General features: G+C 68.7%; 19 protein-coding genes and 1 pseudogene. 9 read left to right on the top strand and 11 right to left on the bottom strand.

Annotated elements, in window-relative coordinates:
• Nucleotides 1–15: 15 nt before the first annotated feature.
• Nucleotides 16–1,041 carry a LacI family DNA-binding transcriptional regulator gene (locus ACYVDG_RS11725; protein WP_460749540.1) on the bottom strand — a complete coding sequence of 342 codons (1,026 nt, stop codon included), beginning with the start codon at nt 1,039–1,041 and terminating at the stop codon, nt 16–18.
• A gap of 152 nt (nt 1,042–1,193) precedes the next feature.
• Here ACYVDG_RS11725 and ACYVDG_RS11720 point away from each other — a divergent pair, with 152 nt between their 5' ends.
• The 5 genes from ACYVDG_RS11720 (at nt 1,194) to ACYVDG_RS11700 (ending at nt 6,980) form a co-directional block, all read left to right on the top strand.
• Nucleotides 1,194–1,733: a TRAP transporter small permease gene (locus tag ACYVDG_RS11720; protein ID WP_460749537.1), complete on the top strand. Its 540-nt coding sequence runs from the start codon at nt 1,194–1,196 to the stop codon at nt 1,731–1,733.
• Nucleotides 1,730–3,004 carry a TRAP transporter large permease gene (locus ACYVDG_RS11715; protein ID WP_460749534.1) on the top strand — a complete coding sequence of 425 codons (1,275 nt, stop codon included), beginning with the start codon at nt 1,730–1,732 and terminating at the stop codon, nt 3,002–3,004. Before ACYVDG_RS11720 ends, ACYVDG_RS11715 begins: the two co-directional genes overlap by 4 nt.
• 68 nt (nt 3,005–3,072) lie before the next feature.
• Nucleotides 3,073–4,068: a DctP family TRAP transporter solute-binding subunit gene (locus ACYVDG_RS11710; protein ID WP_460749527.1), complete on the top strand. Its 996-nt coding sequence runs from the start codon at nt 3,073–3,075 to the stop codon at nt 4,066–4,068.
• 87 nt (nt 4,069–4,155) lie between these two features.
• Nucleotides 4,156–6,054, top strand: a complete 1,899-nt coding sequence (locus tag ACYVDG_RS11705; protein ID WP_460749524.1) for a TIM barrel protein — start codon at nt 4,156–4,158, stop codon at nt 6,052–6,054.
• A 50-nt stretch (nt 6,055–6,104) separates the two neighbouring features.
• On the top strand, nt 6,105–6,980 hold the full coding sequence (locus tag ACYVDG_RS11700) for a shikimate dehydrogenase (RefSeq protein WP_460749521.1): 876 nt from the start codon (nt 6,105–6,107) through the stop codon (nt 6,978–6,980).
• A 9-nt stretch (nt 6,981–6,989) separates the two neighbouring features.
• Here ACYVDG_RS11700 and ACYVDG_RS11695 read toward each other — a convergent pair whose 3' ends face one another.
• Entirely contained in the window at nt 6,990–7,721 is a 732-nt protein-coding gene (locus ACYVDG_RS11695) for a GbsR/MarR family transcriptional regulator (RefSeq protein WP_460749516.1), read from the bottom strand.
• Between the two features lie 202 nt (nt 7,722–7,923).
• Between ACYVDG_RS11695 and ACYVDG_RS11690 the strand changes: the two genes are divergently transcribed.
• Complete coding sequence (locus ACYVDG_RS11690; protein ID WP_460749513.1) at nt 7,924–9,549, top strand: FAD-dependent monooxygenase; 1,626 nt, start codon at nt 7,924–7,926, stop codon at nt 9,547–9,549.
• Between the two features lie 39 nt (nt 9,550–9,588).
• On the opposite strand, the gene ACYVDG_RS11685 is transcribed toward ACYVDG_RS11690, so the two are convergent.
• The 5 genes from ACYVDG_RS11685 to ACYVDG_RS11665 all read right to left on the bottom strand — a co-directional run bounded on the left by ACYVDG_RS11685 (nt 9,589) and on the right by ACYVDG_RS11665 (nt 16,029).
• A complete protein-coding gene (locus tag ACYVDG_RS11685) occupies nt 9,589–10,218 on the bottom strand; it encodes a GyrI-like domain-containing protein (protein WP_460749510.1) in 630 nt (209 codons plus the stop codon).
• Between the two features lie 230 nt (nt 10,219–10,448).
• Nucleotides 10,449–10,925, bottom strand: coding sequence for a (2Fe-2S)-binding protein (locus ACYVDG_RS11680; protein WP_460749507.1), 477 nt, complete (start codon nt 10,923–10,925; stop codon nt 10,449–10,451).
• Between the two features lie 16 nt (nt 10,926–10,941).
• A complete protein-coding gene (locus ACYVDG_RS11675; protein ID WP_460749504.1) occupies nt 10,942–13,254 on the bottom strand; it encodes a molybdopterin cofactor-binding domain-containing protein in 2,313 nt (770 codons plus the stop codon).
• A gap of 139 nt (nt 13,255–13,393) precedes the next feature.
• A complete protein-coding gene (locus ACYVDG_RS11670; protein WP_460749501.1) occupies nt 13,394–14,629 on the bottom strand; it encodes an oxygenase MpaB family protein in 1,236 nt (411 codons plus the stop codon).
• Between the two features lie 179 nt (nt 14,630–14,808).
• On the bottom strand, nt 14,809–16,029 hold the full coding sequence (locus ACYVDG_RS11665; protein WP_460749498.1) for an oxygenase MpaB family protein: 1,221 nt from the start codon (nt 16,027–16,029) through the stop codon (nt 14,809–14,811).
• 270 nt (nt 16,030–16,299) lie between these two features.
• On the opposite strand from ACYVDG_RS11665, the gene ACYVDG_RS11660 reads away from it, so the two are divergent.
• Nucleotides 16,300–16,971, top strand: coding sequence for a TetR/AcrR family transcriptional regulator (locus ACYVDG_RS11660; RefSeq protein ID WP_460749495.1), 672 nt, complete (start codon nt 16,300–16,302; stop codon nt 16,969–16,971).
• Between the two features lie 65 nt (nt 16,972–17,036).
• Here ACYVDG_RS11660 and ACYVDG_RS11655 read toward each other — a convergent pair whose 3' ends face one another.
• Entirely contained in the window at nt 17,037–19,202 is a 2,166-nt protein-coding gene (locus ACYVDG_RS11655; protein WP_460749492.1) for a 3-hydroxyacyl-CoA dehydrogenase NAD-binding domain-containing protein, read from the bottom strand.
• 44 nt (nt 19,203–19,246) lie between these two features.
• Nucleotides 19,247–20,458, bottom strand: coding sequence for an acetyl-CoA C-acetyltransferase (locus tag ACYVDG_RS11650; RefSeq protein WP_460749488.1), 1,212 nt, complete (start codon nt 20,456–20,458; stop codon nt 19,247–19,249).
• 268 nt (nt 20,459–20,726) lie between these two features.
• Between ACYVDG_RS11650 and ACYVDG_RS11645 the strand changes: the two are divergent.
• Nucleotides 20,727–22,547, top strand: a pseudogene (locus ACYVDG_RS11645) (AMP-dependent synthetase/ligase).
• 105 nt (nt 22,548–22,652) lie between these two features.
• Here ACYVDG_RS11645 and ACYVDG_RS11640 read toward each other — a convergent pair.
• Both ACYVDG_RS11640 and ACYVDG_RS11635 read right to left on the bottom strand, forming a co-directional pair.
• Nucleotides 22,653–23,672, bottom strand: a complete 1,020-nt coding sequence (locus tag ACYVDG_RS11640) for an NAD(P)H-dependent flavin oxidoreductase (RefSeq protein WP_460749484.1) — start codon at nt 23,670–23,672, stop codon at nt 22,653–22,655.
• Nucleotides 23,673–23,681: 9 nt separating this feature from the next.
• Complete coding sequence (locus ACYVDG_RS11635) at nt 23,682–24,824, bottom strand: acyl-CoA dehydrogenase family protein (RefSeq protein WP_460749481.1); 1,143 nt, start codon at nt 24,822–24,824, stop codon at nt 23,682–23,684.
• 287 nt (nt 24,825–25,111) lie between these two features.
• On the opposite strand from ACYVDG_RS11635, the gene ACYVDG_RS11630 reads away from it, so the two are divergent.
• Nucleotides 25,112–25,729, top strand: coding sequence for a TetR/AcrR family transcriptional regulator (locus tag ACYVDG_RS11630; RefSeq protein ID WP_460749478.1), 618 nt, complete (start codon nt 25,112–25,114; stop codon nt 25,727–25,729).
• Nucleotides 25,730–26,447: the final 718 nt, after the last annotated feature.

Here is a 26,447-nt window from a genome sequence, read left to right as displayed (position 1 = left end):
CCCCGTATGCACGGGTCAGCCCCCGCCGGTGTCCGCCGGAGGTTCAGGGGCCGGGCCCGTGGAATCGCGGATGACCAGGTGGGAGGGGAGGACCACCCGCTGGGGCGCCGGGTGTGCGGTGGACAGCGAGCCCTTGCGGAGCAGGAGTTCGACCGCCACCCTGCCCGCCTCGTCCTCCGGCCCCCCGAGGGTGGTCAGGGTGGGTACGCACAGGTCCGCGCCGAAGATGTCGTCGTAGCCGACCACGCTGACCCGGTCGGGAACGCCGACGCCCCGTTCGGCGAGCCGGCGCAGGACGCCGATGGCGAGCAGGTCGTTGTGGGCCACCACGGCGGTCGCCCCGGAGACCAGAGCCGCGTCGGCCGCGGCCCCGCCCCCGCTGACCTTGGGCGGGAACGGGCCGAGCCGGGTGGCGGCGATACCCCGCTCCTGCGCGGCGCCTTTCAGCGCCTTCCAGCGCTCGCTGGCCAGCCAGGACTGCTGCGGCCCGGAGAGGTAGACGATCGACCGGTGCCCCAGTGACGCCAGGTGTTCGACGATCTGCCAGCTCCCCGGCCCGCTGTCGACCACTACGCCGGGGAGCCCGTCGACCTGCCGGTTCACCAGGGCGAGGTTGTGGTTCTGGGCGACCTCGACGGTGGTGTCGTCGCTCATGCGGCTGGCGGCCAGCACGAAACCGTCCACCGAGTGGTCCAGCCGTTCGATCTGGTTGCGCTCGTTGGCCGCCGACTCCTCCGTGTTGCTGAGGATGAAGGTGACCCCGGCCTCGCTGGCGCGCCGCTCGGCCCCGCGGATGGTGCCGAAGAAGTGCGGGTTCGTGATGTCGGGGACCAGGAGGGCGATGGTCGCCTTGTGCCCGGACTGCAAGGCGGTGGCGAGCGGGTTCGGGCGGTATCCGAGCTGTTCGGCGACGCGCAGCACGTGTTCCCGGGTGGTGGCGTTCACCCGCCGGGGGTTGCTGAAGGTTCGGGAGACCGTCGAGGCCGCCACACCCGCTTCGGTGGCGACGTCGTAGATGGTCGTGCGCTTGGGAGTGTTCATCTCGGCCCATTTCTACCCCCGGATGACAACTTTTGGCAATCGCTTGCCACGACATGGGCCGGAAACCTAGAGTTCACGAAAGTTTGATGCACGTCACACACACGGCCGCTGATCAGCGAAAAGCCGTGCCTTGCCGACTGGAGCCGACTGGGATGAGTAAGCCCCCCGACCCGAACGACACCGGGCCGCCGCCCGCCAAACCGGTGTTGATCCGCTGGCTGGAGAAAGCCGAACTCACCACGGGCGCCCTGCTGCTGGCGGTGATCTTCGTCCTCATGCTCATCCAGGCCACCCAGCGGCACCTTCCGGTGGACGGGTGGGTCTGGACCGGCGAGCTCGCCAGGTTCGGCCTGGTGTGGCTGGCCTTCTCCCTGGCCGGATACCTGGTCGGCCGCGACGAGCACATCACCCTGAAGCTCGTCGACCACGTCGCCCGCGGCTGGGTCCTGCGCGCCGTCTGGATCCTGGCCAACCTCGTCATCGCCGCGGTGTCGATCGGCTTCGTGGTCGAGTCCGCCGAGCTCGTCTTCGGCGGTACCCCGCAGACCACACCCGCCATGAACATCCCCATGTCCTGGACCTACGTCATCCCCATGGTCGGGCTGGCACTGGCAGCGCTGCGCGCCCTCGCGAACACGCTCCTGCCCGAACCCCCGGCCCTGGAGTCCCTTCCCGAGGAGCGTGTCGAATGAGCGCCGCCCTGGTCGTCACCGGCATCCTCGTCCTGCTCCTGCTGCGTGTGCCCGTCGCCTTCGCGATCCTGGGACCGACCCTGCTCTACATGGTCGTGACCGACCAATCGACGGGTCTGAGCCTGCGCACCGCCGCCCAGGAGGTCAACAGCTTCCCCCTGCTCGCCGTCCCGCTGTTCATCCTGCTCGGTGTGGTCGCCAACCACACGGGCATCGCGGACCGCATCTTCGCCTTCGCGCAGGTGTTGTTCAGCCGGGTCCGAGCCAGCCTGGGCTACGTCAACATCGGCGTGAGCGTCGGCTTCTCCTGGATCAGCGGCACCGCCCTGGCCGACGTGGCGGGTATGGGCAAGATGCTCGTCCCGGCCATGACGAGCCGCGGCTACCCGCGCAGGTTCGCCCTGGGCCTGACCGCCTCCTCCAGTCTCATCAGCCCGGTGATGCCGCCGAGCATCCCCGCGATCGTGTACGCGTCGGTCGCCGCCGTGTCCACGGCGGCGCTGTTCGCCGCCGCGGTGGTGCCCGCGTTCCTCATCGCGGGCGGCCTCGCGCTGTACGTCTTCATCTGGAGCCGCCGACAGTCCCAGCTTGCCGGACGCAAGGCCGCACCGGGCGAGTTCCGCACCGCGGCGCTGCGCGTCATCGGCCCGTTGGGGGCACCCGTAGTTCTCCTCGGCGGCATCCTCAGCGGGTTCTTCACCCCCACGGAAGCAGCCGCGGTCGGCGTCGCCTACGTCATCTTCCTCGGCTTCTGCTACCGCCGCCTGACCCTGCGCTCCTTGTGGCGCATCGCGCTCGAGACCGCCACCACCGCCGCGTCGATCGCCATCATCCTGGCCGCATCGGGACTACTCGGCTGGGTCCTTGCCCGGGAGCGGGTGCCCCAGGACATCGCCTCGTTCCTCTTGGGCTTCACCGAAAGCCCGGTGGTACTCCTGCTCCTGGTGAGCCTGGCGCTCATCCTCGTCGGCACGGTCCTGGAGCCGATCGCCGCCCTGGTCATCACCGTCCCGGTCCTGCTGCCCATCGCGCTGCAGTTCGGGATCGACCCGGTGCACTTCGGCGTGATCACGATCATCACTCTGATGATCGGCCTGCTCACCCCGCCCATCGGCGGAGTGCTCTTCGTCCTGGGTTCGGCCACGCGCACCCCGATGCACGAGGTGTTCCGCGGTACCGCGCCGTTCCTGATCCCGCTGCTGGCGGTGCTCCTCCTGCTGATCCTCGCCCCCGACCTCGTCCTGTTCCTCCCCGGATACCTCGGGCTGTAGCCGCGCCCTGACACCCGGGCCTCCAGCCACACCTCAACCGCGCACCATCCCCCAAGGAAGGTCCCACCATGAACACCGGAATCCGCATCGCGGCACTCGTCCCGGCCGCCGCTCTCGTCCTCACCGCCTGCGGCTCGGGCGGTGACGACAGCGACGGCCCCACCCTGACCTTCTCCAACAGCTACACCGACGACCACCCGCACACCCGCTGCGGCATCGACCTCGTCGCCGACCAGGTGGAGGACGCTGACGCCGGTTTCTCCGTCGACACCTTCCCCAACAGCCAGCTCGGCGACAACACCGAAACCTTCGCCTCGGTGATGTCCGGCGACATCGACATGGACGTGCAGGGGTCGGCCGCCCTGGGCTCGGCCTACGAGCCGATCGGGGTCTTCGACGCCGCCTACGCCTTCGACGACGCCGACCACATGTTCTCGTTCTTCGATTCGGAAGCTTCCGAGGACGTCAAGGAGGGCTTCGAGGAGGCCACCGACACCAAGATCCTCGACATCTGGTACTTCGGCGACCGCCACTTCACCGCCAACGAGCCCATCACCGACCCGGGCGACCTCGCCGGCCTGCGCATGCGCTTCCCGGACTCGCCCATCTCCCTCGCCAACGCCGACGCGATGGGCGCGAGCCCCACCACGGTCGCCTTCGAGGAGGTCTACATGGCCCTCCAGCAGGGGACCGTCGACGGGCAGGAGAACCCGATCGCGACCATCGACGCCGACAACTACTCCGAGGTGCAGTCCCACGTCAGCCTCACCGGGCACCAGGTCGGCTCGCAGATGATCGTGGTCTCCGGCCAGACCTGGGAGCAGCTCTCCGAGGCACAGCAGGAGGTGCTGCAGGAGGCGGTCAGCGACGTCCGCGAGGAGAACCGCGCCTGCATGGAGGAAGCGGAGGAGGAAGTCCTCACCGAGTGGGAGGCCTCCGGCGCCATGGAGGTCGTCGAAGACGTGGACGTGGACACCTTCCGCGAGCAGTCCCACGCCCACTTCCTCGACACCCTCGAGGGCGAGGAGCTGGAGCTCTTCGAGGCCTTCCGCGACGCCGAGTAGCTCGCCGGCGCGGTGGCGAGGGCCACCGCGCTCCCCTGGCGGCGTCCCCGTGCGCCCGCCCACGAACGGAATCGGAGTTTGAAGGACATGCGGCGATCCATCGCCACGGTTTCGCTCAGCGGAACCCTGGAAGAGAAACTGAGAGCGGCCGCCCGGGTCGGCTTCGACGGTGTGGAGATCTTCGAGAACGACCTCATCGCCTCACCCATGGCACCGCGCGAGATCCGCGCGCTGACCGAGGAGCTGGGGCTGAGCATCGACCTCTACCAGCCCTTCCGGGACTTCGAAGGGGTCGACGACGCTCGCCTGGCCGCCAACCTCCGCCGGGCCGAGGCCAAATTCTCCCTCATGGTCGATCTCGGTGTGGACACCGTCCTGGTCTGCTCCAACGCCACCGCGGCGGCGATCGACGACGACGCGCGGGCGGCCGCCCAGCTCCGTGCCCTGGCGGAGGCCGCCGAGCCGTACGGGGTGCGGATCGCCTACGAAGCCCTGGCCTGGGGGCGCCACGTCTCGACCTACGGGCACTCGTGGAAGCTCGTCGCCGAGGCCGACCACCCCTCCCTCGGGGTGTGCCTGGACAGCTTCCACATCCTGTCCCGGGGCGACGACCCCGCCGGGATCCGCGACATCCCCGGTGACCGGATCTTCTTCCTCCAGCTGGCCGACGCTCCGCGGATGGACATGAACGTCCTCCAGTGGAGCCGCCACCACCGCTGCTTCCCCGGTCAGGGCGGATTCGACCTGACCGCGTTCACCGACCACGTGATCGCGGCCGGCTACGAGGGCCCCCTCTCCCTGGAGGTGTTCAACGACATCTTCCGGGCGTCCGACCCCGACCGGACCGCCGCGGACGCCCTACGCTCCCTGACGGCCTTGGAGGACTCCGTGGCCCGGCTCCGGGAGCCCGCCGAGTCCGGTAGCGCCGGGGCCCCGGGTTCCGATTCCGTGGCACTCAACCGGCTGCCCGACCCGACGCCCACCGAGGGTTTCGGGTTCGTCGAGGTCGCCGCCGCCGAACCCGCCGCGCGGCGTACCCGCGCGGTCCTGGGCGCCCTGGGCTTCGCGCACACCCGCGACCACCGCTCCAAGCCCGTGGAACTGTGGGAGCACGGCCGGACGCGGATCCTCCTCAACGCCGCCGACCCGCACCTCGGACACACCTGGAGCGACGACGCCGCCGTCACCGCGCTGGGGATCCGCGTCGCCGAACCGGAGCGCGCCGCGGCACGGGCCGAACGGCTGTCCGCCCCTCCCCTGCCGCGCAGGCGCGACCCCTCCGAGGCCAAGCTGCGCGCCGTCGCCGCCCCGGACGGCACCGCCGTCTTCCTGTGCCCGTCCGGTGCCTCCGAAGAGATGACCTGGTCCGAGGACTTCTCCGCCCCGGCGGTGGAGAACGCCCGCGAGGGCACGGCGACCCCGGTCACGGGCATCGACCACGTCGGGCTCCACCAGCCCTTCGACCACTTCGACGAGGCGTCCCTGTTCTACCAAGCGCTGTTCGGCCTCCACCCGTCGGAGAGCACGGACCTGGCCTCGCCCGACGGCCTGGTGCGCAGCCGGGTGCTGACCCGCGAGGAGCCCGCGACCGGTCCGCGGATCGCGCTGAACGTGTCCGTGCTCGGCCGCGGGCACCAGGCGGACGCCGCCGGAGGGGCTCAGCACATCGCGCTGAGCTGTGACGACATCGTCGCGGTGGCCGAGGCCATGGTCGCTGCCGGTGAGCCGCCGCTGCGTGTCCCCGACAACTACTACGCCGACCTCGCCGCCAGGACGGACCTGTCCCCGGCGCGGTGCGAACAGCTGCGGGGACTGGGGATCCTCCACGACCGGGACATGGCGGGCGAGTTCCTGCACCTCTATTCGCCGCTGTTGGACGGCCGCCTGTTCTTCGAGGTCGTACAGCGGATCGGCGGATACGAGGGCTACGGGGCCGTCAACACCCCGGTCCGCATGGCGGCGCACCGAGCGGGGCGCACCGCATGACGACCAGTACGGGGAACGCCACGATGACCAGCAGGGGAAACGGTACGACCATGGGCACTTCGACGGGCAGGGACGAGACGGCCTCGTTCCTGGTGGGGCTGATCGGTTCGGGGATCGGCCCCTCCCTGACGCCGCCCATGCACGAGAGGGAAGCGGCCGAACTGGGGCGGCGGTTGGTGTACCGCAGGATCGACATCGACGTGTTGAACCTGCCGCCGGAGGCCGTGGGCGAACTCGTGCGCTCGGCGCCCCACTACGGCTTCGACGGGCTCAACATCACCCACCCCTGCAAACAGCTCGTCCTGCCCTACTTGGACGGCCTCACCCCGGACGCCGCGGCCCTGGGTGCGGTGAACACGGTGGTGTTCGACGGCCGCACCGCCGTCGGGCACAACACGGACTGGTCGGCCTTCGCCCGCTCGCTCGAACTCGGCCTGCCCGGTGCGGGCAGGGACCGCGTGGTCCAGCTGGGCGCGGGCGGGGCCGGTGCCGCGGTCGCCCACGCCCTGCTGTCCTCGAAGGTGCGCGAGCTGGTGATCGCGGACGTGGACGGAGAGCGCGCCACCGCCCTGGCCCGGGACCTGGAGACGCGCTTCCCCGGACAGCGCTGCCGCGCCTCCTCAACCACTGAGGTGGGCGAGCACCTCGCGGGCGCGGACGGACTGGTCAACGCGACCCCGATCGGGATGGCCCACCACCCGGGGATGCCGGTGGCGGTCGAACACCTGCGCCCTTCTCTGTGGGTGGCAGACATCGTCTACCGTCCGCTGCGCACCGAGCTCCTCACCGAGGCGGAGCGGATCGGCTGCCCGACCCTGAGCGGCGGAGGCATGGCGGTGTTCCAGGCGGCCCAAGCGTTCGAGCTCATCACGGGTATCGCACCGGACCACGACCGCATGATGGCCCACTTCGGCTCGCTCGGGTAGACCGGGCGGCTATCCCTGTGGTGCCTTGCGGTGCCGTGCGCGGCGCCAGCGTTCACGTATCTGGACGATGGTGCCGCGCACGACCCGCATGAAGTGGGCGAGTTCGGCCATCCGCGCCCCGGCCGGGGTCCCCGGACCCAGGAGGTGCGCGCCGCGTCGGGCTCCGTCCTCCCAGGGGGCGAAGAGTTCCTCGCGCCGGGCGAACGTCTCCACCCAGTCCCCGCTGAACCGGTAGAGCTCCCGCCGCTGGCCCGGCAACCGTTCCCGCCGGACGAGGGAGAAGGCCTCCAGGAAGCGCACCGCTTTGGAGACGGCTCCGGGGCTCACCGCGAGTCTCACGCACAGCTCGTGCGCGTTCAGGGCCCCGGCGTCGGTGACCAGCAGGTGCGCGAGGACGCGGGCGGGCATGCGCGGTGTACCGGAGAGCATGATGACGCCCGCGAAGTCCTCGGCGAAATCGCGTACGCGTCCCGTGTCGGTCTCTGTGTCGGCCGGGGCGGTCCGCGGAGTGGCGTGTGCGGCCCGGTGGAGATCGTTTCGTCCCCTGCGGGCACGCCGGTGCGTTTCCTGCTGCGCGCGATCGGGCGCATAGCCCGCGCGCCCGCCGTTGCGCGCCACCTCCCGGCTGACGGTGGAGGTGGGTCGGCCGAGATCCCGCGCGATGGCGGCATAGCCTTCTCGACTGCCTAGACCGGCCGCAATGCGTTCGCGCTCTCTCGCGGTCAGCCGTGCGCCCGGCATACGGCATCTCCCTCGAGGGTTCGTTGCAATGAGCATGGATGATTGACGACGATCATTGCAATACTCTGCCGCGTGCAACAGGTGGCACAGTTCTCATATGCCACTCTTATGCGGACTTGATACCGGGTTCGCTTTCCCATGGCTCAGACCCACCCCTGGCAGAGTGTTCACGGACGGGGAAATTGATTCTAGCGTTCAGAACATGACCCTTCACAGCCACAAGCCGGAGACTGTCCCCGTAGTGATCATCGGAGCGGGCCCGGTCGGCCTGAGCCTGGCGCTGGGCCTGGCCCGGCACGGGGTCCGCTCGGTGCTGCTGGAACGCGAGCGGACGACCAGCGAGCGCTCCAAGGCCCCGGCCCTGCACCTGCGTACCCGCGAGATCCTGCGGCAGTGGGGCGTGGAGCACGTCCTTCGGGAGGCCGGAACCCTCTTGGAGACGATGCCGGTGTACACGGCCTCCGGGCGCCGAATGCTGGAGTTCGACTTCACCCGACTGGCCGGGGAGGCCGAACGGCCCGGGATCCTCTTCCTGGAACAGGGCAGTACCGAGCGCCTGCTCCTGGAAGCACTGCGGGCCACCGGGCACTGCGACATTCGCTTCGGCGCCGACGTCACCTCGGTGGAACCCGGAACGGACAGCACGGCCGTCACCTACACGGACGAGGGGGTCAGCCGCGTGGTGCACGCGCGCTACACGGTGGGCTGCGACGGAGCGGGCAGCATGGTCCGCGCCTCCCTCGGGCTCTCCTTCGACGGCGCCACGCTGCCGGTGCGGGCCACGCTCGCCGACGTGCGGGTGACGGACGACCGCGACGGCCTGCCGTGGCCGCGCAACCACAACGGGGCGCGGGGCATCACCGGAGCACAGCGCCTGGCGCCCGGGCACTGGCGCCTGATCAGGGTGGAGTCGCAGGGAACCTCCCCGATCAGAACGGCGAAGGGCGGTCGAACCCGGGCCGGGACCGGGGACGGGGACGTCACTGAGCAGGAGGTGGGCGGCTGGGTACGCGAAGTGCTGGGTCCGGGCCCCGCACCGGTGATCTGGGCGAGCCGCTTCCAGTTCCAGCGGCGCTCCGCGCCGCGCTACCGCATGGGGCGGGTCCTGCTCGCCGGGGACGCGGCCCACGTCTTCCCGCCGGTCATGGGCCAGGGCATGAACGCCGGGATCCAGGACGCGCACAACCTCGCGTGGAAGCTCGCCGCCGCGCTGGACGGCGGGGACGCCGAGCCCCTGCTTGCCTCCTATGACGAGGAGCGCCGACACGCCGTGGGCGCCGTCTCCCGGTACGTGGAGCGCCGCGCGCGGCTGGGGGTCCAGGCACCCCGGGCGGTGCGCTCCGCGATGTTGGCGGTGATGCGGCTCGCGCTGGCCGTGCCCGCAGCACGCAACCGGAGCCTGCGCAGCCTCGCCATGCTCGACCGCGGATACGGCGCCTCACCACTGCTGGACCCGGCCGACCGCGCTGCCGGGGTGCGGCTGCCCGACCCCGAACTCCGCGGACCGGAAGGTGAGCGCCTCCGGTTGCACGGCGCACTGCCCGCCGGAGCCGCGCTCCTGCACCTCGACGACCAAGAAGTGTCGGCCGGGAAGACCGCCCGGCTCGCGGAGACCGAGGGGTTGCCGGTTCTGCACGTCGGCCCGGGCGGTTACCGCGACCCCTCCGGGACCCTGCGCGCGCTGCTCGGCGCGCGGCAGGGGTGGATCCTGGTCCGGCCGGACCGCCACGTGGCCTGGGCCCGCACCGGCTCCGAAGGGCTGGCCCCCGCCGCCCGCCAAGCCCTGGGCCGCCCCGGCGGGCACTCTGGCCGCCACACGACTGCTTGACCATGATCGAGCATGTGGAGCCCCGGACCGCTGTGAGCCCTACCGTTCGGATGCCTCGGTGACCGGTTGCCTGAGGAGAGTGCGCAGCTTCTCGGGTGCGGTCTTGCGGAAGTCACTGAAGTAGATCTCGTGGTGCTTGCCGACCATGCGCAGTCCGTTCTCGGGAACGAACTCGTGGTGCAACCGCGCCAGGACAGGAGCTTCGTCGTCGAAGGAGCCGACGTGCAGCGTCTGCACGCACCGCCCCTCGGACAGGTTCTCCAGGCGGACGTCATCGAGGCGCGTCGGCCGATTCTTCGCGCCCGCCTGCTCGACGGCGGCGTCGACCATGCCCGCCTCGATCCAGTCCGGGACCATGAGCATCAGGGTCCAGAACCACCGGGACTTGTCGCGCTCGGTGGTGAACGAGTCCATGTCTTCGGCCCACCACAGGCCTTCCAAGGGCGGAACGACGTAATCCCGCGCGAGATCGCGTTTGCTGGCGAACTTCAGCTTGTACGCCACGGGATACAGCGCTTCCACCGCGCCGACGAACGCCGTAGCGGTATTGGGGTCGCCGTGCCCGTCAACCATCAGGTACCGCATATCGGGCACGTCCACGACCCGGAACCGGCCCCGTCGCGCCTGGTAGGCGTCGAGAGACTTCTTGAAATCGGTCTTGTCGGCCATCGGGCACCTGAGCTCTTCGTCGATCCGTGCCAGACGACAGTATCGGCCGTGGACCGCCCACCACCGAGCCCCAAGGCCCGACCCCGGGTGGCGAAGCACGCGCGTACCATCCCCAGCCCCAGCAGCTACCACCCTTCAGAAACCGTCACCCCAGCAGGCATAGAACCCGTAGGCGACCGCACCCCTGGAAGAACCCCCTGCGGTGCGGCCCTGGGAAACGGCCGACGGCCTCACATGTGTGCGGCGCCGCTCCGGATCGCTTCCCGGATACGGAGGTAGGTGCCGCAGCGGCAGATGTTGCGGATACCGTCCAGGTCGGTGTCGGTGATCTCCCGCCCTTCGTCGGCGGCGCTGCGAACCAGCGCCACGGCGGTCATGATCTGGCCGGGCTGGCAGTAGCCGCACTGGGAGACGTCCTGTTCCAACCAGGCTTCCTGCATGGGGTGCAGGTCCTGGCCGACGGTGTCGGGGAGCCCTTCGATGGTCGTGATCTCGTCGGCTTCGTCGATGTCGCCGACCGGAACGCTGCACGGCGTGACCGCCCTGCCGTTGACGTGGCTGACGCAGGCCCGGCAGACGCTGATGCCGCAGCCGTACTTCGGCCCGGTGACGCCGAGGAGGTCGCGCAGGACCCACAGCAGCCGCACGTCGTCGGCGACGTCCACGGTGACCTGCTCGCCGTTGAGGTGGAAGGTGTGCTCGGGCATGGGGGCTTCCTCGCTCTTAGTCCTCGAGGCCGTCGGTGGGCGATGCGGGGATCGGTGGCACGGTCGGTATCGGGTCGAAGGACACGTCCCCGTGGTTGATGGGGAAACGGGTGGGCATGGTGCCGGTGGCCCGCCCGTAGGCGCAGGCGACTGCGGCCTTGGCCGGTGCGACGGCCAGTTCTCCCGCGCCGCCGGGCTCTCCGGTCGCCGGCATGACGATGACTTCGACGTTCGACGGCGTGTTCCACTGGCGGGTGTAGAAGTAGTTGTCCCAGCTCGTCTCCAGGAAGTGGCCGTCCTCCAGGTGCAGGCTGGAGGTCAGGGCGAGCGCGATGCCGTCCATGATGCCGCCCTGCATCTGTGCCTCCAGCCCGCGCGGGTTGACCGCGAGGCCGACGTCCACGGCGAGGACCACCTTGGTCACGCGCGGGCCCGCCGCACCGTTCTGAACGGGGCGCTCGACGGTCTCGGGCCGGCAGTCGATCTCGACCAGGACGGCGCACTCGGCCTTGTACTCGTGCATGTAGGCGATGCCCTGTGCCGTGTCGGCGGGCATCTCCCGGCCCCATTCGCCGACTTCGGCGACCTTGTCCAGAACCGCGTGAGCGCTCTCGCCGGTCAGGAGTTCGCGCCGGAACTCGTAGGGGTCGCGGTCCAACTCCTGCGCCAGTCGATCGACCATGAGCTCGCGTGCGCACACCACGTTCGGTGAGTACACGTTGCGCATGCTGCCGGTGTTGAATCCCCGGTTGACCTCGTGGAGCAGGCGGCTGCTGCTGCCGAAATCGTAGGACAGGGCCTGGGAGAGCTGGAAGAACACCTGCGCGAACGTGCCGTCGAGCCCCGGTATCTCCGCGGCCATGGCGGTGACGACGTCGCCGAACCCGTGGCTCAGGTCGGTGGAGACACTGGTGTGCCTCTGGTCGTAGCGGAGCACGCGGTCACCGATGTGGGAGATGCGCACGCGCGAGGTGGCCATGGGCTGGGTGCGGCCCTGCCGGGCGTCGTCGGCGCGGTGCCACATGAGCCGGACGGGTTTACCCATCTCCTGCGACGCCTCCGCTGCCTCCAACGCGGCGTCGAAGAACAGCTTGCGTCCGAAGGAACCGCCGCTCTCGGTGACGTGCACGGTGACCGCGCTCGGTCTGAGACCGATCTTCTCGGCGATCGCGCCCCGCGCGGCGATCGGCGCTTTGAGACCCGACCAGATCTCGGCGCTGTCCGAGCGCACGTCGGCGATCGCGCAGTTGGGTTCCAGGGCGCTGCTGTTGCGGAAGTGGAAGGTGAACCTCTCGTCCACCGTGGAGCTGCCCGGGGGTGCCGGGCGCATCGGTAGCTCCGCGTCTTCGAGCTCCTGGCGCACGTCCTCGTCGGACAGCCCTTCGACGGTGCCCGAGGTCCAGGACACCTCCAGGGCACGCACGGCGTCGATGCACTGCCCGAAGGTCTCGGCCCTGACGGCTACCCCGGTGGTGATGACGGCGACGTCGGTGACGCCCGGCATCTCGAGGACTTCGCCGGTGTTGGCGACCGATTCGGAGGTGCCGTTGATGGTCGGGGCCCTGGCGATCATCGTCGGCAGGGCGTCGGGCACGTCGAGGTCCATGGCGAACTTCTTGCGCCCGGTCACCGCGTCCGCTCCGTCGATGCGGCTCTGCGGCTGGCCGATGACGCTGAAGTCCTCCTCTGCTTTGAGTTCCACGCTGACCTGTTCGGTGCTCTCGCTCGCGGCCTTGGCCGCGAGGGAGCCGATCTCCATACTCTGCCCCGAGCCGTCGGTGACCATGCCGTCCCGCAGGGTCAGATCATCGGCATGTGAGCCGAGTTCGTTCGAGGCCGCCTCCATCAACCGCACACGTGCGATGGCAGCGGCGGTCCGGATCGGCGTGTAGGTCGAGATCGTCGTGTTCGAGGCCCCGGTGAGCTGGTTGAAGACCAGTTCCGGTCTGGCGTCGGCCAGGGTGACCCGGATCTGGGAGACGGGCACGTCCAGTTCCTCGGCGATCAACATGGCGGTCGAGGTGTTGATGCCTTGGCCGACCTCTGCGCGCGGCAGATCGAACGAGACCGTGTTGTCCTCGTGGACCTCGACCCTGATCAGGTTCGACGTCGGTTTGGCCGCCAGCGTCATCACGTCGTTGAGGTCGACGACTTCGGTGACGTCCGACGTCTGCGCCTCGTCGGCCTCGTCCGCCGATGCGGCCCTGGTCGGGCCGAGGTCGGCCGCGGTGACCAGGGTCGTTCCGGCCAGCACGTACCCGATAAAGCGCCGCCTTCCGACGACATGCGGGCCGGGCCGTGGTTCAGGGGGTTCTGCGGGTTCGCTCATCGGTTCGGTCTCGTCATTCCTTTTCGTCGCGGCCGTATGGCGGGCGCTGGCCCGGGTGCGGGTCTGCGGCACCTCGACCGTGTACTGCAGACCCGCGGATCCACCCGCTGCCGCTGGACGGGGCGTCGGCGGGGTGGGCTCAGTAGTCAGGGCGGTTGGCCGTGGGAATCTCGATGCTGATCGGCTCCGCCTCCGAGAGGAAGAGCAGTGTCGCTCGGCGCAGGATCTCGTCGAAGTTCCAGTAGAGGGTGCTCGTGCCGGGGAACGTGTCGAGCACACCCTCCCGGACGGCGATGAACGGCTCCCAGAAGCGGTCGAGCGCCCGGTCCCATACTGGTTCCCTGGGGATCTCCAACCACTCGGCGATCTCGTCGCCGAGCGTGTAGCGCGTGAACGCGCCGAGGACCGGCCGGGAGACGATGCCGGCGTCGACTTCCTCCCCTAGGCCGAGGAGGAGGTCGGCCAGGTCGACTCCTTCGCGGGTGGGTGCGAGGATCGGGTCGAGAACCTGTTCGGCCTGTTCGTCGGCGGCGTCCCAGGAGGCGGGGATGAACTCGTCGTCGACCCCCAGCATGTGGGCACCGAGTTGCCAGGTGTGCAGGAACCCCTCGGTCTCCTCGTCCGCCATCGGCACCTCCCACTCCACCAGGTTGCGCATCACCGTCGTCGCCAGGCTGTGCCAGGTGACCATGATGTCCGCTTGGCTGATCGGGATCTCCTCCGGTGCGGCCTCAACCCAGTGCGGGGACTGCGGAAGCAGGTGGCGCACCGCGGCATGGACCAGCCGGGTCTTGACCGCGGTCACGATCATCTCGCCGTCGGGCTGGTAGCCGTTGGGGGACATGATGTCGTAGCCGAGTTTCGCGGTCTTGGCGATGCGCGCCTTCATGTTCGCGCCGCCCTTGGAGTAGTAGACCGACAGGGCTTCCTGCGGGATGACCGTGGCCATCATGCCGCTCGCCAGCCCGTACAGGACACCGAGGTAGAGGCCGCGCTTCTCGTTGAACTCCACCGAAGCTGCCAGCTTGTCCTGGTCGGTCCACGAGGGCAGTTCGCGCGCCTCTTCCATGAACTCGCGGAGTTCGCTGGGCAGGCCGTCGGGCAGGGGTTGGTCGTTGCGAGTCCACTGGCGCAGCAGCTCGTTGACTTCGGGGACCATGCCGTCCTCCAGGAGGGAGGACACCACGGGGTCGGCCTTCTCGTCCCAGATCAGCCGGGGGTCGACGCCGGTTCCGGAACCGGCCACGGACTGGTCCGCGGGCCAGGTCCAGTCGGTCAGGGACCGTGCTCGGGCCGGAGAGATCATGCTCATGGCTCCGAGCGCTCCCAGAGCACCACCGGAGACCAGTATCGTCCGTCTGTTGATTTCCTTCATGCCGGTAACTCCTTCGCCGGGCCGGTCGGCTGCCGAGGCCCGAAAAGAGGGGGGGTGAGTTGGCAGGGGTGAGTCTGCGAAATCGGGTTAAGGGCCGGGTTAACCGGATTGTTTGTTCGGGAGGGTTTTTCGGGGAGGGTGTCCGCCATTCACCGAACGCGTCAGGACCTGACGCAGCATCAGTAGTCGGGGCGGTTTTTCGTGGGGATTTCGATCTTGGTCTCCTCGCCGTCGGTAAGGGCGAGCAGGTTGTACTGCCGGATCATTTCCTCAAGGGTCCACGCGATCTCCGGCACCATCGGCCGGTCGATCACTCCTTCGCGAAACTTCACGAACGCGGGCCAAGCCCGGGGAATCAGATCGTCCCAGCGGTCTTCACGCGGGATCTCGATCCAGTCGGCCGTCTCGTCACCGACCAGGAACCGGGCGAGTGAGTTGACCAGCGGGCGGGAGGCACTGCCGATCCGGTCGGACAGCTGGCCGAGCAGCGTGTCGGCGAGGACGACGCCTTCTTCGGTCGGCCCCATGTTCCGGGCCATGATCTGGTCGGCCTGTTCGTAGGCGGCCTCCCAGGTGGCGGGGATGTACTCCTCGGAGATCCCGAGGACGGCCGCGGTGACCTGCCACACGTGCAGATAGGCCTCTGCCTCGTCCTGGGAGATCGAGACGTCCCACTCCGCCATCTTGCGCATGGCGAAGGTCGGCAACGTGTGCCAGGTGACCAGCATGTCCTCCTGGTTGATCGGGATGTCCTCTTCCGCCGACTCCCGCCAGTGCTCGGACTGGGGCAACAGGTGCCGCACCGCCGCGTGCACCAGCCTGGTCTTCACGCACTCGACCACGCACGTGCCTTCGGGCTGGAAGGCGTCCAGCGAACCGACGGAGAAACCGAAGATGCTCGTCTTGGCCACACGGCTCTCCATGTCCGCGCCGCCTTGGGAGTAATAGACCGAACGCGCCTCTTGGGGGATGGCGCAGGCGAGCATGCCCCCGCCCGGGCCGTTGGACAGGTTGAGGTAGAGCCCGTGGGTCTTGTTGAACTCGGCTGCGGCCGCGAGCTTGTCGTGGTTGACCCATGAGGGCAGTTGGCGGGCCTCTTCCATGAAGTCCCGCAGATCCGAGGGCAGCCCGTCGGGTAGCGGCTGTTCGTTGGTCTCCCAGTTCCACAGCAGTTCGTTGACCTCGGGGACGGCACCCCGTTCCAGCAGCGACTCCAGAAGCGGGTCCGCCACCGTGTCCCACACCTGGTGCGGGTCGAGGCCGGCGCCGGAGCCGGCTACCGAGTTGGTAGGCGACCAGGTCCAACCGACCATCGACCGTGCCTGAGCCGGTGCCGCCGCCACGAGCGCACCGAACGCGCCGGCCGCAATCAGGGCCTGACGCCTGCTGACCTGCCCCATGGGTGATTTCCTCTCGAAACATAGGATCGATTGATACTGTGATACGCGACTTGCTACTTCGTATCATCAGCGAAACACACGTTTTCCCGGAACGCCAGACCCGCTGTCCAATGGATTCACCACTCTTATGGGAACCCGGCCCCCGGCTGGAACCTTTGTCCAACCCGGAAAGGGGACCCGGCGCAGTGGCGCCCGGTACCCGCGCTGGTTCCCCACCTGCCGTCCCCGACAGACAAGGAAACGACGTTGGACCCTGTACTCTCTGTTCTCATGGCGCCCTCAGAATCGGAATCGCTCCTGGAACGCGCGTACGCCGACGCGGTCGGCCACGCGGAGGAACACGACGCGACCACGACACGAGTACTCGACGCCGCCTATGAACAGTTCTGCCGCATGGGTATCCGGCGTTCGACCATGGAGGACGTCGGCCGACGGGCCGGGGTCTCCAGGATCACGGTCTACCGCCGCTTCACCACCAAGGACGCCCTCGTCGAAAACGTGGTGCGCCGGGAGTTCCGCCGCTACTTCGACCGGTTCCTCACCGACATCGAACGGGCGGAGTCGGTCGCCGAACGCGTGATACTCGGCTTCGCCAGCTCCCTGCGGGCTATACGCGCGCATCCGCTGATCGGTGTCCTCCTGGACGCCGAACCGGACGTGGTGGTGCCCTCCATGATCAGTGACGGCGGGCGCACCCTGGCGACCGTGCGCGCCTTCGTCGCCGGGCAACTCCGCCTCGAACAGCAGGCGGGCACCATCTCTCCCGACTTGGAGGTCGATCGCGTGGCCGAACTGATGGTCCGCGTCTCCGCCTCCTTCCTGATCGTCCCCAGCCACCTCGTCGACCTCGACGACGACGCGGAGCTCCACGCCATAGCCGAACAGTTCCTGGTGCCCATGCTCGACCGTCCGGAACAGGGCCGGGGCCGCTCCGGAAACTGACGGGGACCGGCGGCACGGACCGTGGGAGCTGCCCCACGGGTCCGCGCCGCCGGCATCCGCAGGCCTCACCCGTAGCGTTCGCCTCGTTCGGCCTTGACCACCAGGGACTCCGGCGGTTCGAACCGGTCGCCGTAAGAGGAAGCGAGCTGCTCGGCCCTGGAGACGAAGCCGGGCAGGCCGCCCGGGTAGCCGTTGACGTACTGCAGTGCGCCTCCGGTCCAGGGAGGGAAGCCGATACCCAGGAGCGAGCCGACGTTGGCGTCGGGCACCGACCGCAGCACCCCTTCGTCGAGGCAGCGCACCGTGTCGAGAGCCTCGGCGAACAGCATCCTCTCCTTCATGTCCTTGAACGGGATGACGTGCCCGGGAACGGTGAAGTGTTCTTGCAGCCCGGGCCAGAGCCCGACGCGTTCGCCGTCCACGTACTCGTAGAAGCCCGCCCCGGACGCGCGCCCTCCCCGGGCGAACTCGTCGATCATGCGGTCCACCACGGCATCCGATGCGTGCGGCCGCCACTGTCCACCTTCGGCCAGGACCGCGGCCTTGGTCTCCTCCCGGATCTTGCGCGGCAGGGACAGGGTCAGCTCGTCCATGAGGCGCAGCGGCGGTGCCGGGTAGCCCGCCTGCGCCCCTGCCTGCTCGATGGAGGCGGGGTGCAGTCCTTCACCGAGCATCGCGACGGCCTCGTTGACGAACGTGCCGATGACGCGGCTGGTGAAGAACCCCCGGCCGTCACCGACCACGATGGGGGTCTTGCCGATCCGCTGGGCGACGTCGACGGCCTTGGCGAGGGTGGCGTCGCTGGTGCGGCTCCCGGTGATGATCTCCACCAGCGGCATTCTGTCCACGGGAGAGAAGAAGTGCAGGCCGATGAAGTCCTCCGGGCGTTCCAGCCCTTCGGCCAGCCCGGTGATCGGCAGCGTGGAGGTGTTGGAGCCCAGGACCGCGCCGGAGGTGACGGCGGACTCGACCTCGCCGAAGACCTTGTGCTTCAGGTCGGGGTCCTCGAAGACCGCCTCGATCACCAGGTCGCAGTCGCCCAGGTCCGTCACGGTGGTGGTCGGAAGGATCCGTGCGAGGAGGTCGGCGGCGTCCTCCTCGAACATCCGGCCCTTGGCCACGGCCTTGGCGACCAGCTTCTCGGAGTACCGCTTCCCCTGTTCGGCCGCTGACTGTTCGACGTCCTTCAGCACGACCCGCAGGCCGGACCGCGCACACGCGTAGGCGATACCGGCCCCCATCATGCCCGCGCCCAGGACCCCCACCGTCCGGGGCCGGAACTCCTCGTGCCCGGCCGGTCGGTTGCCGCCGCTCTCAATGTGCTGCATGTCGTAGAAGAAGGCCTGCATCATGTTCTTCGCGACCTGGCCGGTCATCAGCTCCACCAGGTAGCTCGTCTCGACCTCCTGGCCCGTCTCGAGGTCCAGCTGCGCGCTCTCGACCGCGGCGGCGAGGATACTGCGCGGGGCCGGCATGTTCGCGCCCTTGATCTGCTTGCGCAGGTTCGAAGGGAACGCGGGGAGCATGGCCCTGACCTTGGGGTGCGTCGGTGCGCCCCCGGGCATGCGGTAGCCCGGGAGATCCCACGGCTGCGCGGCCTCCGGGTGTGCCAGAACCCATTCCCGGGCCTTGGCCAGCAGTTCCTCCGGCGAGTCGGCCAGCTCGTGCACCAGGCCTTCGGCCAGCGCATCGGCCGGACTGTACCGCTGACCCCGCAGGAGGACGTCCGTCAGCCCTTTCTCCAGCCCCAGGAGCCGGACCGTTCGGCTGACGCCCCCGATCCCGGGGAGCAGGCCGAGAGTCACCTCCGGCAGGCCGATGCGGCTGTCCGACACGTCCAACGCGACCCGGTGGTGACAGGCGAGCGCGATCTCGAACCCACCGCCCAGGGCCGTACCGTTGACCGCCGCGGCCACGGGACGGCCGAGCGTCTCCAGACGGCGCAACTGGGCCTTCATCGTGGCGCACAGCTCGCTGAGGTCCGCCGCGTCCTCCCGTCGGGCCCGGATCATGGCGGCGACGTCACCGCCGGCGAAGAAGCTCTTCTTCGCGGAGGTGAGCACGACACCGGTGATGGACTCCCGTTCGGCCTCCAACCGGTCGACCACGGCCGCCATCGAGTCCACGTAGGTCCCGTTCATGGTGTTGACCGGATGGTCCGGGTCGTCCATCGTCAGCACGACGACGCCGTCCTCCCCCCGGTCCCAAGCGAACATGTCTGTGTCGGGCATCGGCACGGTGCATCCTTTCGACATCGTTTTCACGGGTGCGGGGCTCACAGGCGCTCGATCACCGTGGCGATCCCCATGCCGCCGCCCACACACAGGCTGACCACGGCACGTCGTTCCTCTCGGCGCTCCAGCTCATCCACGACGGTGCCGACCAGCATCGCCCCGGTGGCACCGAGCGGATGCCCCATGGCGATCGCTCCGCCGTTGACGTTGACCTTGTCCCAGGGCAGGTCGAGATCCCTGACGTACTTGAGCACGACGGAGGCGAAGGCCTCGTTGATCTCGAAGAGGTCGATGTCGGCCACGGTCAGCCCGGCGAGATCAAGGGCCTTCCTCGTGGCGGGCGCCGGGCCGGTGAGCATGATCGTCGGGTCGGCGCCGCTGACCACGCCGGTCACGATCCGGGCGCGGGGTTCGAGCCCGAGGTCCTTCCCGACCTGTTCGGACCCGACCAGGACCAGCGCGGCGCCGTCGACGATCCCCGAAGAGTTGCCCGGTGTGTGCACGTGGTCGATGCGCTCGACCCAGTGGTACTTCTGCAGCGCTACGGCGTCGAAGCCGCCCATGTCGCCGATGTCCGCGAAGGAGGGCCTGAGCGCGGCGAGACCGTCCACGGTGGTGTCCGGGCGCATGTGTTCGTCCTGGGCCAGCAGCGGAATACCGTTGCGGTCGCGGACCGGGACCACCGACTTCTCGAAGTAGCCGCCCGACCAGGCCCGGGCGGCCCGCTCCTGCGAACCCACCGCGTAGGAGTCGACGTCTTCCCGGGAGAAGCCCTCGATGGTGGCGATCAGGTCCGCGCCGGTGCCCTGGGGGACGAAGTAGGTGTCGTAGTTGGTCTCGGGGTCGTCGCTCATCGGCCCGCCGTCGCTGCCCATCGGCACCCTCGACATGGATTCCACGCCGCCGGCGAGCACCAGCTGTTCCCATCCGGAGCGGACCTTCTGCGCGGCCGTGTTCACCGCTTCGAGCCCGGAGGCGCAGAACCGGTTGACCTGCACCCCGGCGACGTGGTCGGGCAGGTCGGAGGCCAACGCGGCGGTCTTGGCGATGTCCATGCCCTGGTCGCCCACTGGTGAGACCACGCCCAGGACGACGTCGTCGATCCGGTCGGTGTCCAGTGCGGGGTGGCGCCGACGCAGCTCGTCGATGAGCCCGGTCACCAGTGACAGGGGCTTGACCCGGTGGAGGGATCCCTTCTTGCCCCGGCCCCTCGGTGTCCGGATCGCGTCGTAGATGAATACCTCGGTCGTCACTGGTGTGCCGTCCTTTCCTCCCGAGGGCCAGCCCGGGCTTGTGTGTCCGCGTGACGCAACGGCCGACGCGCGCATGGTTCCACCCATGATCACCCTTGTTGCCTGATTGTCAATAGGAACAAGAAGGTCTCTTGCGCCTGACTTCCTGATGATTCCGCATCACTACTGAACATTGGACGGGGATCGATTTTGATCTATTGACATCAGGACAACAGGCATACAGTGTGGTGCCATTCACACTGGCGGCCCACGACGAAGGGACCGATCCGTGACGACCGCGGACCAGGTGCTGCACGCCGTTGAGGGACAGACGATCCCCCGGTTGCTGCGCCGCAACGCCCAGCACTTCCCCGACCACCCCGCCCTCACCAGCGGCCCCGGCCCCGAAGCGACCACGTGGACCTGGTCACGGCTGCGGGACGAGGTCGCCTCCCTCACGCGCGGTTTCGCGCTTCTCGGCCTCCAACCCAACGACCGGGTCCTGATCGCGATGTCCAAACGGCCCGAACACTGGGTCGTCGACCTGGCCGCGATCCATCTCGGTGCCCTGGCGTGCACCACGTACGAGACTCTGAGCACCGAACAGATCCGCTACATCGCGCATCACAGCGCGGCCGCAGTCATCGTCCTGGAAAGCCGGGACCAGTGGCTGCGCTGGCAGCCCGTCCTGGACGAGCTGCCGGACCTGCGGGCCGTCGTCGTCCTCGACAGCGACCTGCTCCAGCCCAAGGACCGACGGTTCATCAGTTACGCCGGACTGCGCGGGGACACAGTGCCCACGTCGGACAGCCCGGAGTTCGAGGAGCTGACCGACGCCGTCACCACGGACCAGCCGCTGACCCTCGTCTACACGTCGGGCACCACGGGCAACCCCAAGGGCGTCGTGCTGTCCCACCGCAACGTCATCCACGAGTCCTTCATGCAGGACCAGCTCTTCAAGGTGCCCGAGCACCCGCGATCCGTGGCCTACCTGCCGTTGGCGCACATCGCCGAACGCGTGCTCGGCATCTACATGCCGATCTGCAACACCGGACACGTCACCATCTGCGCGGACCAGAAGGAGCTCCTCCCGGCCCTGCTCGCGGTCCGGCCGAACGGCTTCTTCGGTGTTCCCCGCGTGTGGGAGAAACTGGCCGCTGGATTGCGGTCCAGGCTCGACCAGCTCCCCGCGGAGGCCGCCACCACCGTGGACCAGGCCCGGGAGACCGCCTTGCAGGTCTTCCGGCTCCGCTCCGAAGGCCGGGAGGTGCCGCCGGAGCTGGCCGCGAAGCGCGAACTCCTCGACCGGGAGGTACTCAAACCGATCCGGGCCGCCATCGGCCTCGACGAGTGCGAGCGGACCTTCAGCGGCGCGGCGCCCATCCCTACGGCGGTCCTGGAGTCCCTCGCCGGCGTGGGGCTCTCCGTCTACGAGGTGTGGGGTCTCAGCGAGACCACCGGAGCCGCGACCGTGAGCACCCCCGAGGACTTCCAGCTGGGCGCGGTGGGCAGGCCCGGGCCGGGGATGGAGGTCACGACCGCCGACGACGGGGAGCTCCTCGTACGGGGCCCCGTGGTCTTCCCCGGATACCTGGACGGCGACGGAACCATCGTTTCGGCCACCGACGACGACGGCTGGCTGGCGACCGGTGACATCGGCGCGGTGAACGGCCGGGGGATCGTCTCCGTCACCGACCGCAAGAAGGAGATCATCATTACCTCTGGGGGCAAGAACATCGCCCCCACCAAGATCGAGTCCTCCCTGAGGTCCCACCCCCTCATCGCGCAGGCGGTGGCGATCGGTGACGCCCGGCCCTACGTCACCGCGCTGCTCGTCCTCGACGACGAGGGGGCGCCGGCCTGGGCGCGTTCGCAGGGGATCGGCACCGAGGACCTGGACGAGCTGGCCGACCACCCTTAGGTGCTCAAGGCGCTCGACGAGACCGTCGAACAGGCGAACGCGGCCCTCTCACACGTCGAGCAGGTGAAGAAGTACCGGGTCCTGGCGGGCCCGTGGACCGCGGAGTCCGGTGAACTGACACCCAAGCTGAGCCTGAAGCGCAGGGTCATCGGGGAGAAGTACGCCGACGTCGTCGACTCGCTGTACTGAGCGCTCCAGCCAACTGGGCACGTCAGCCAGGGGGATCGGGTGCCCTCCCGGGAGGGCACCCGATCCCCCTGCGCGCGGCGCGGCTACCGGTGGCCGCCAGCGGGACTACACGTGCCGTCCCATGTCCTCGTGGGTGTGCCGGGCCCAGCCGCCGCTCGGCACGAGTGCCGGCAGCCGTCGGGAGACCAGCTCCTCGGCTTCGGCCACGATACGGTCGACGGCGTCCCTGACCGTAGGAACGTCGTCGATGAGGCCCTGAGCCAGGCTGACACTCCAGATCCCGGCCTCGAGGTCGCCCTCCTCGAACACCCTGCGGCCCCGGGCTCCGGCGACCAGCTCCCGAACGTCGGGGAACCCGCCGCCGTCGTCCAGGATCTCGACGACCTTCCTACTGACGGAGTTGCTCGCCACCCGCGCCGTGTTGCGCAGGGACCTGAAGATCAGTTCGGTCTCCACCTCACTGCCGGCGACGATCTGCTCCTTGACCCGCTCGTGCACCGGCGACTCGGCCGTGCACAGGAACCTGCTACCCATGCTGACGCCGTCGGCGCCCAGCGCGAGGGCCGCGGTCAGCCCCCGGCCGTCCGCGAACCCGCCGGAGGCGATCATGGGGATCGACAGCCTCCTCGCCGCCGCCGGGATGAGAACGAGCCCGGGGATGTCGTCCTCGCCCGGGTGCCCGGCGCATTCGAAACCGTCGATGCTCACCGCGTCGACACCCACCCGCTCGGCGGTGAGCGCATGCCGCACGCTGGTGCACTTGTGCAGGACCTTCACGCCGGCCGCGCGGAACTCCGGCATGTGGTCGGCCGGGTTGAAACCGGCGGTCTCCACCACCTCGATCCCGCTCTCGATGATCGCCCGCCGGTACTCGTCGTAGGGCGGCGGGTCGATGGACGGCAGGATGGTGAGGTTGACGCCGAACGGCCTGTCGGTCATCTCCCGGCACCGCTGGATCTCACGGACCAGTGCTTCCGGGGTCGGTTGGGTCAGGGCGGTCAGGAACCCGAGCGCGCCCGCTTCGGCCACGGCCGAGACGAGGCCTGCCCTGCCCACCCACTGCATTCCGCCTTGGACGATCGGGTGTTCGACGCCGAAGGCCTCACAGAACCGGGTTTTCAGCACCCCCGCACCTCACAGACCGTAGGTCTTGCCGACGATGTCCCGCTGGATCTCGCTCGTGCCCCCGTACACGGTGGAGACCACGGTCGAGCGGAGCAGGGACTCCATGCCGTACTCGGTGGCGTAACCGTAGCCGCCCAGCATCTGCATGCCTTCGAGGGTGACGTGCTTGGCCAGTTCGGTGCACTTGAGCTTGGCCATCGACGCTTCGCGGGCGAAGACCCGGTCCGGCTCGGCGTCGATGGCGGCCGCGACGTCGTCCAGCAGGAGCCGGGCGCACTCGAGCTCGGTGGCCATGTCCGCGATGCGGTGCTTGAGCGCCTGGAAGGAACCGATCGGCCGACCGAACTGTTCACGCTGGCGGACGTAGTCGAGGGTGTCGTCGAAGGCCCGGCGCGCGGTGCCGTGCATCAGGGCGGCGAGCATCATGCGTTCCAGGTTCAGCCCGGCCATGAGCTGTGCCCAGCCCTGCCCCGGCACACCGATCACGGCCGAGTCCGGCAGGAAGCAGTCGGTGAAGTAGAGGTCGTTGACCTCGCGGCCGCCCATGGTGTCGATACCGCTGATCTTCAGGCCCTCGGCGTCGGCGGGCACCATGAACTGGGTCAGGCCCTCGTGCTTGGAGCCCTCCTTAGACGTGCGCGCGATGAGCAGGATGTGGTCGGCGATGTGCGCGTTGGAACACCAGGTCTTCTGCCCGTTGACCACGTACCCGCCCTCGACCGGTTCGGCGCGGCAGGCCAGCGCCCCGACGTCGGATCCGGCGCCGGGTTCGGACATCGAGATGGCCTCGACCCGGCCCTGGACGATGCCTTCGAGGACCTTGCGCTTCTGCTGCTCGGTACCGAACTTCTCGTAGGCCGCGGCGGCGATGATCGTGGTCCCGAAACCGCTGATCGGCGCCCGGCCGTAGGCGGTCTCCTCCAGGAACAGGCACAGGTCCCGCATTCCGAGGCCCGCACCGCCGTACTCCTCCGGGACGGCGATCCCCAGCCAGCCCAGGTCGGCCATCTTGGCGTAGAGCGCCTGGTTGTGCGGCTCCTGACCGTGGGCGGTCAGCTCGTCTCGTTGGTCCTTGGTTCCGCATTCGCGGTGGCAGAACCGGTTGATCGCATCGACCAGGTCTCTCTGTTCGTCGGTCAGGACTCTCGGCATGCCGGGCCTTCCTGCGTAGTCTCCGAAAACAAGAGCTCATCCCATCAAGCTATTGTCCATGTGCCAATAGAGTCTCACGCCCGCACTGGCAGGCCGTCAAGGGTCCCGTCACCGAAAACCTTCCCGGTATCATTGACGCCTGTTCGGCACTGGGAACCACTACACCGGACCGTGGACCGGCACAGCTGCCGAGCAGCACCCCGCCCCGACCTGCAGGCGACCCGGGCGGGTGATACTTTTGCGGCTGGTATTGGCGCCTCGCCAATCCGAGGAAGGGATGGAAGACCATGCAACCTCCTGCGCAGCGGCGGCGGCTCGAGCCCGACCAGAGGCGCTCCGAGATCCTCGCCGTGGCTCGCACGCTGTTCGGCGAGCGCACGTACTCGGCCGTATCGGTGTCCGAGATCGCCCAGGAGGCGGGGGTAGCCCGAGGGCTGGTCAACCACTACTTCGGCGGCAAGCGGCAGCTCTACCTGGAGATCGTGCGGCAGATGCTCATCGTGCCGACCTCCGTGGCTGACAACCTGCCCCGGACCACGGTCGAGGAGCGGGTGTCGATCTGCGTGGACCGCTGGCTCAACTTCGTCGAACGCAACGAGGAACTGTGGTTGTCGGCGATCGGCTCCGAGGCCATCGGACAGGACCGCGACACGGAGCAGATCATGCTCGAGGCCGACGAGGTGGCCACCGACCACATCCTGCAAGCCGCCATGATGTCCGACGTCGTAGAAGGCCGCGAGAAGCTCCGCGCCATGATCCGCGTGTACGGAAGCATGCTCAAGGCCGCATCCCGGGAGTGGCTCGTGCGCGGCGCGCTCAGCCGCGCCGACCTACACGTGATGCTGGTTCAGTCCGTCCTGTACCTGCTGCAGAGCGTGTTCCCCGCAGTGCGCGAGGACGACTGACCTGAGGTACGCCGCCCGGCAGCCGAGGACGACCGCCCGGCCTCGGTTCTCCGTGCCGCAATCCCGGAGTCCGCCGACGGGTTTCGCCCGCACGAGTACGGCCCATGGAAAAGGTTCTGGCCGGATTCGGACCTCCTACCGTCGAAAAAAATGAGAAGCCACCACCGACCCGATACACCTTGAAAATGCAGTTCAGGGCTTCTGTCATGAACTGATCCGGGGTTCGTGGTCGGCTACTTCACCGCGGATGCAACAGCACACCGAGGTTCTGGCCGCATGAGGACAGTCCAGTTCCTTGCCTTCACCTTGCCCGGCATTGCAATCTGTGCACGGCCCTCGATCAACCACACGAATGAACGAACTCCCCTTTTCCCTATCCTGATCCAACCTTGAAACCTAATGCCCTTCATTCGCTTCGCACCGATCCGATGCAGGGGCCGCGGAAACCATCAGAAACCAGAGATCCCGGAAATACTGCATCGACCAATATTTGGTCAGGATCCTTTCAGTGAACCGGGAACAGAAAGGCATTCCATGAAGGTCACCAAGTTCCTCGCCACCGGTGCCGCAGCCCTGGCCCAATGCCGCTAATTTTGTGTGTTTTGGCTGCTCACGGCGGTGCGATTAGAACTACCACCCCGGACCGGTAGCTTCGCTTATGTGCCGCACCACCACGAAACCGATACCACCCCGCAGGGGCTGCTGACCGACTACCTGG

Source organism: Nocardiopsis oceani, assembly GCF_054777395.1.
Note: the sequence above shows the minus strand (reverse complement) of the source record. Positions and strands in the feature narration are given on the sequence as shown.

Excerpts from the sequence above, each read along its gene's own strand:
- ACYVDG_RS11725 (WP_460749540.1), bottom strand. The coding sequence starts at position 1,041 with ATGAACACTCCCAAGCGCACGACCATCTACGACGTCGCCACCGAAGCG.
- ACYVDG_RS11660 (WP_460749495.1), top strand. The coding sequence starts at position 16,300 with ATGGCGCCCTCAGAATCGGAATCGCTCCTGGAACGCGCGTACGCCGAC.
- ACYVDG_RS11680 (WP_460749507.1), bottom strand. The coding sequence starts at position 10,925 with ATGCCCGAGCACACCTTCCACCTCAACGGCGAGCAGGTCACCGTGGAC.
- ACYVDG_RS11705 (WP_460749524.1), top strand. The coding sequence starts at position 4,156 with ATGCGGCGATCCATCGCCACGGTTTCGCTCAGCGGAACCCTGGAAGAG.
- ACYVDG_RS11665 (WP_460749498.1), bottom strand. The coding sequence starts at position 16,029 with ATGGGGCAGGTCAGCAGGCGTCAGGCCCTGATTGCGGCCGGCGCGTTC.
- ACYVDG_RS11720 (WP_460749537.1), top strand. The coding sequence starts at position 1,194 with ATGAGTAAGCCCCCCGACCCGAACGACACCGGGCCGCCGCCCGCCAAA.
- ACYVDG_RS11685 (WP_460749510.1), bottom strand. The coding sequence starts at position 10,218 with ATGGCCGACAAGACCGATTTCAAGAAGTCTCTCGACGCCTACCAGGCG.
- ACYVDG_RS11695 (WP_460749516.1), bottom strand. The coding sequence starts at position 7,721 with ATGCCGGGCGCACGGCTGACCGCGAGAGAGCGCGAACGCATTGCGGCC.
- ACYVDG_RS11670 (WP_460749501.1), bottom strand. The coding sequence starts at position 14,629 with ATGAAGGAAATCAACAGACGGACGATACTGGTCTCCGGTGGTGCTCTG.
- ACYVDG_RS11655 (WP_460749492.1), bottom strand. The coding sequence starts at position 19,202 with ATGCCCGACACAGACATGTTCGCTTGGGACCGGGGGGAGGACGGCGTC.
- ACYVDG_RS11690 (WP_460749513.1), top strand. The coding sequence starts at position 7,924 with ATGACCCTTCACAGCCACAAGCCGGAGACTGTCCCCGTAGTGATCATC.
- ACYVDG_RS11715 (WP_460749534.1), top strand. The coding sequence starts at position 1,730 with ATGAGCGCCGCCCTGGTCGTCACCGGCATCCTCGTCCTGCTCCTGCTG.
- ACYVDG_RS11675 (WP_460749504.1), bottom strand. The coding sequence starts at position 13,254 with ATGAGCGAACCCGCAGAACCCCCTGAACCACGGCCCGGCCCGCATGTC.
- ACYVDG_RS11710 (WP_460749527.1), top strand. The coding sequence starts at position 3,073 with ATGAACACCGGAATCCGCATCGCGGCACTCGTCCCGGCCGCCGCTCTC.
- ACYVDG_RS11635 (WP_460749481.1), bottom strand. The coding sequence starts at position 24,824 with ATGCCGAGAGTCCTGACCGACGAACAGAGAGACCTGGTCGATGCGATC.
- ACYVDG_RS11630 (WP_460749478.1), top strand. The coding sequence starts at position 25,112 with ATGCAACCTCCTGCGCAGCGGCGGCGGCTCGAGCCCGACCAGAGGCGC.
- ACYVDG_RS11700 (WP_460749521.1), top strand. The coding sequence starts at position 6,105 with ATGGGCACTTCGACGGGCAGGGACGAGACGGCCTCGTTCCTGGTGGGG.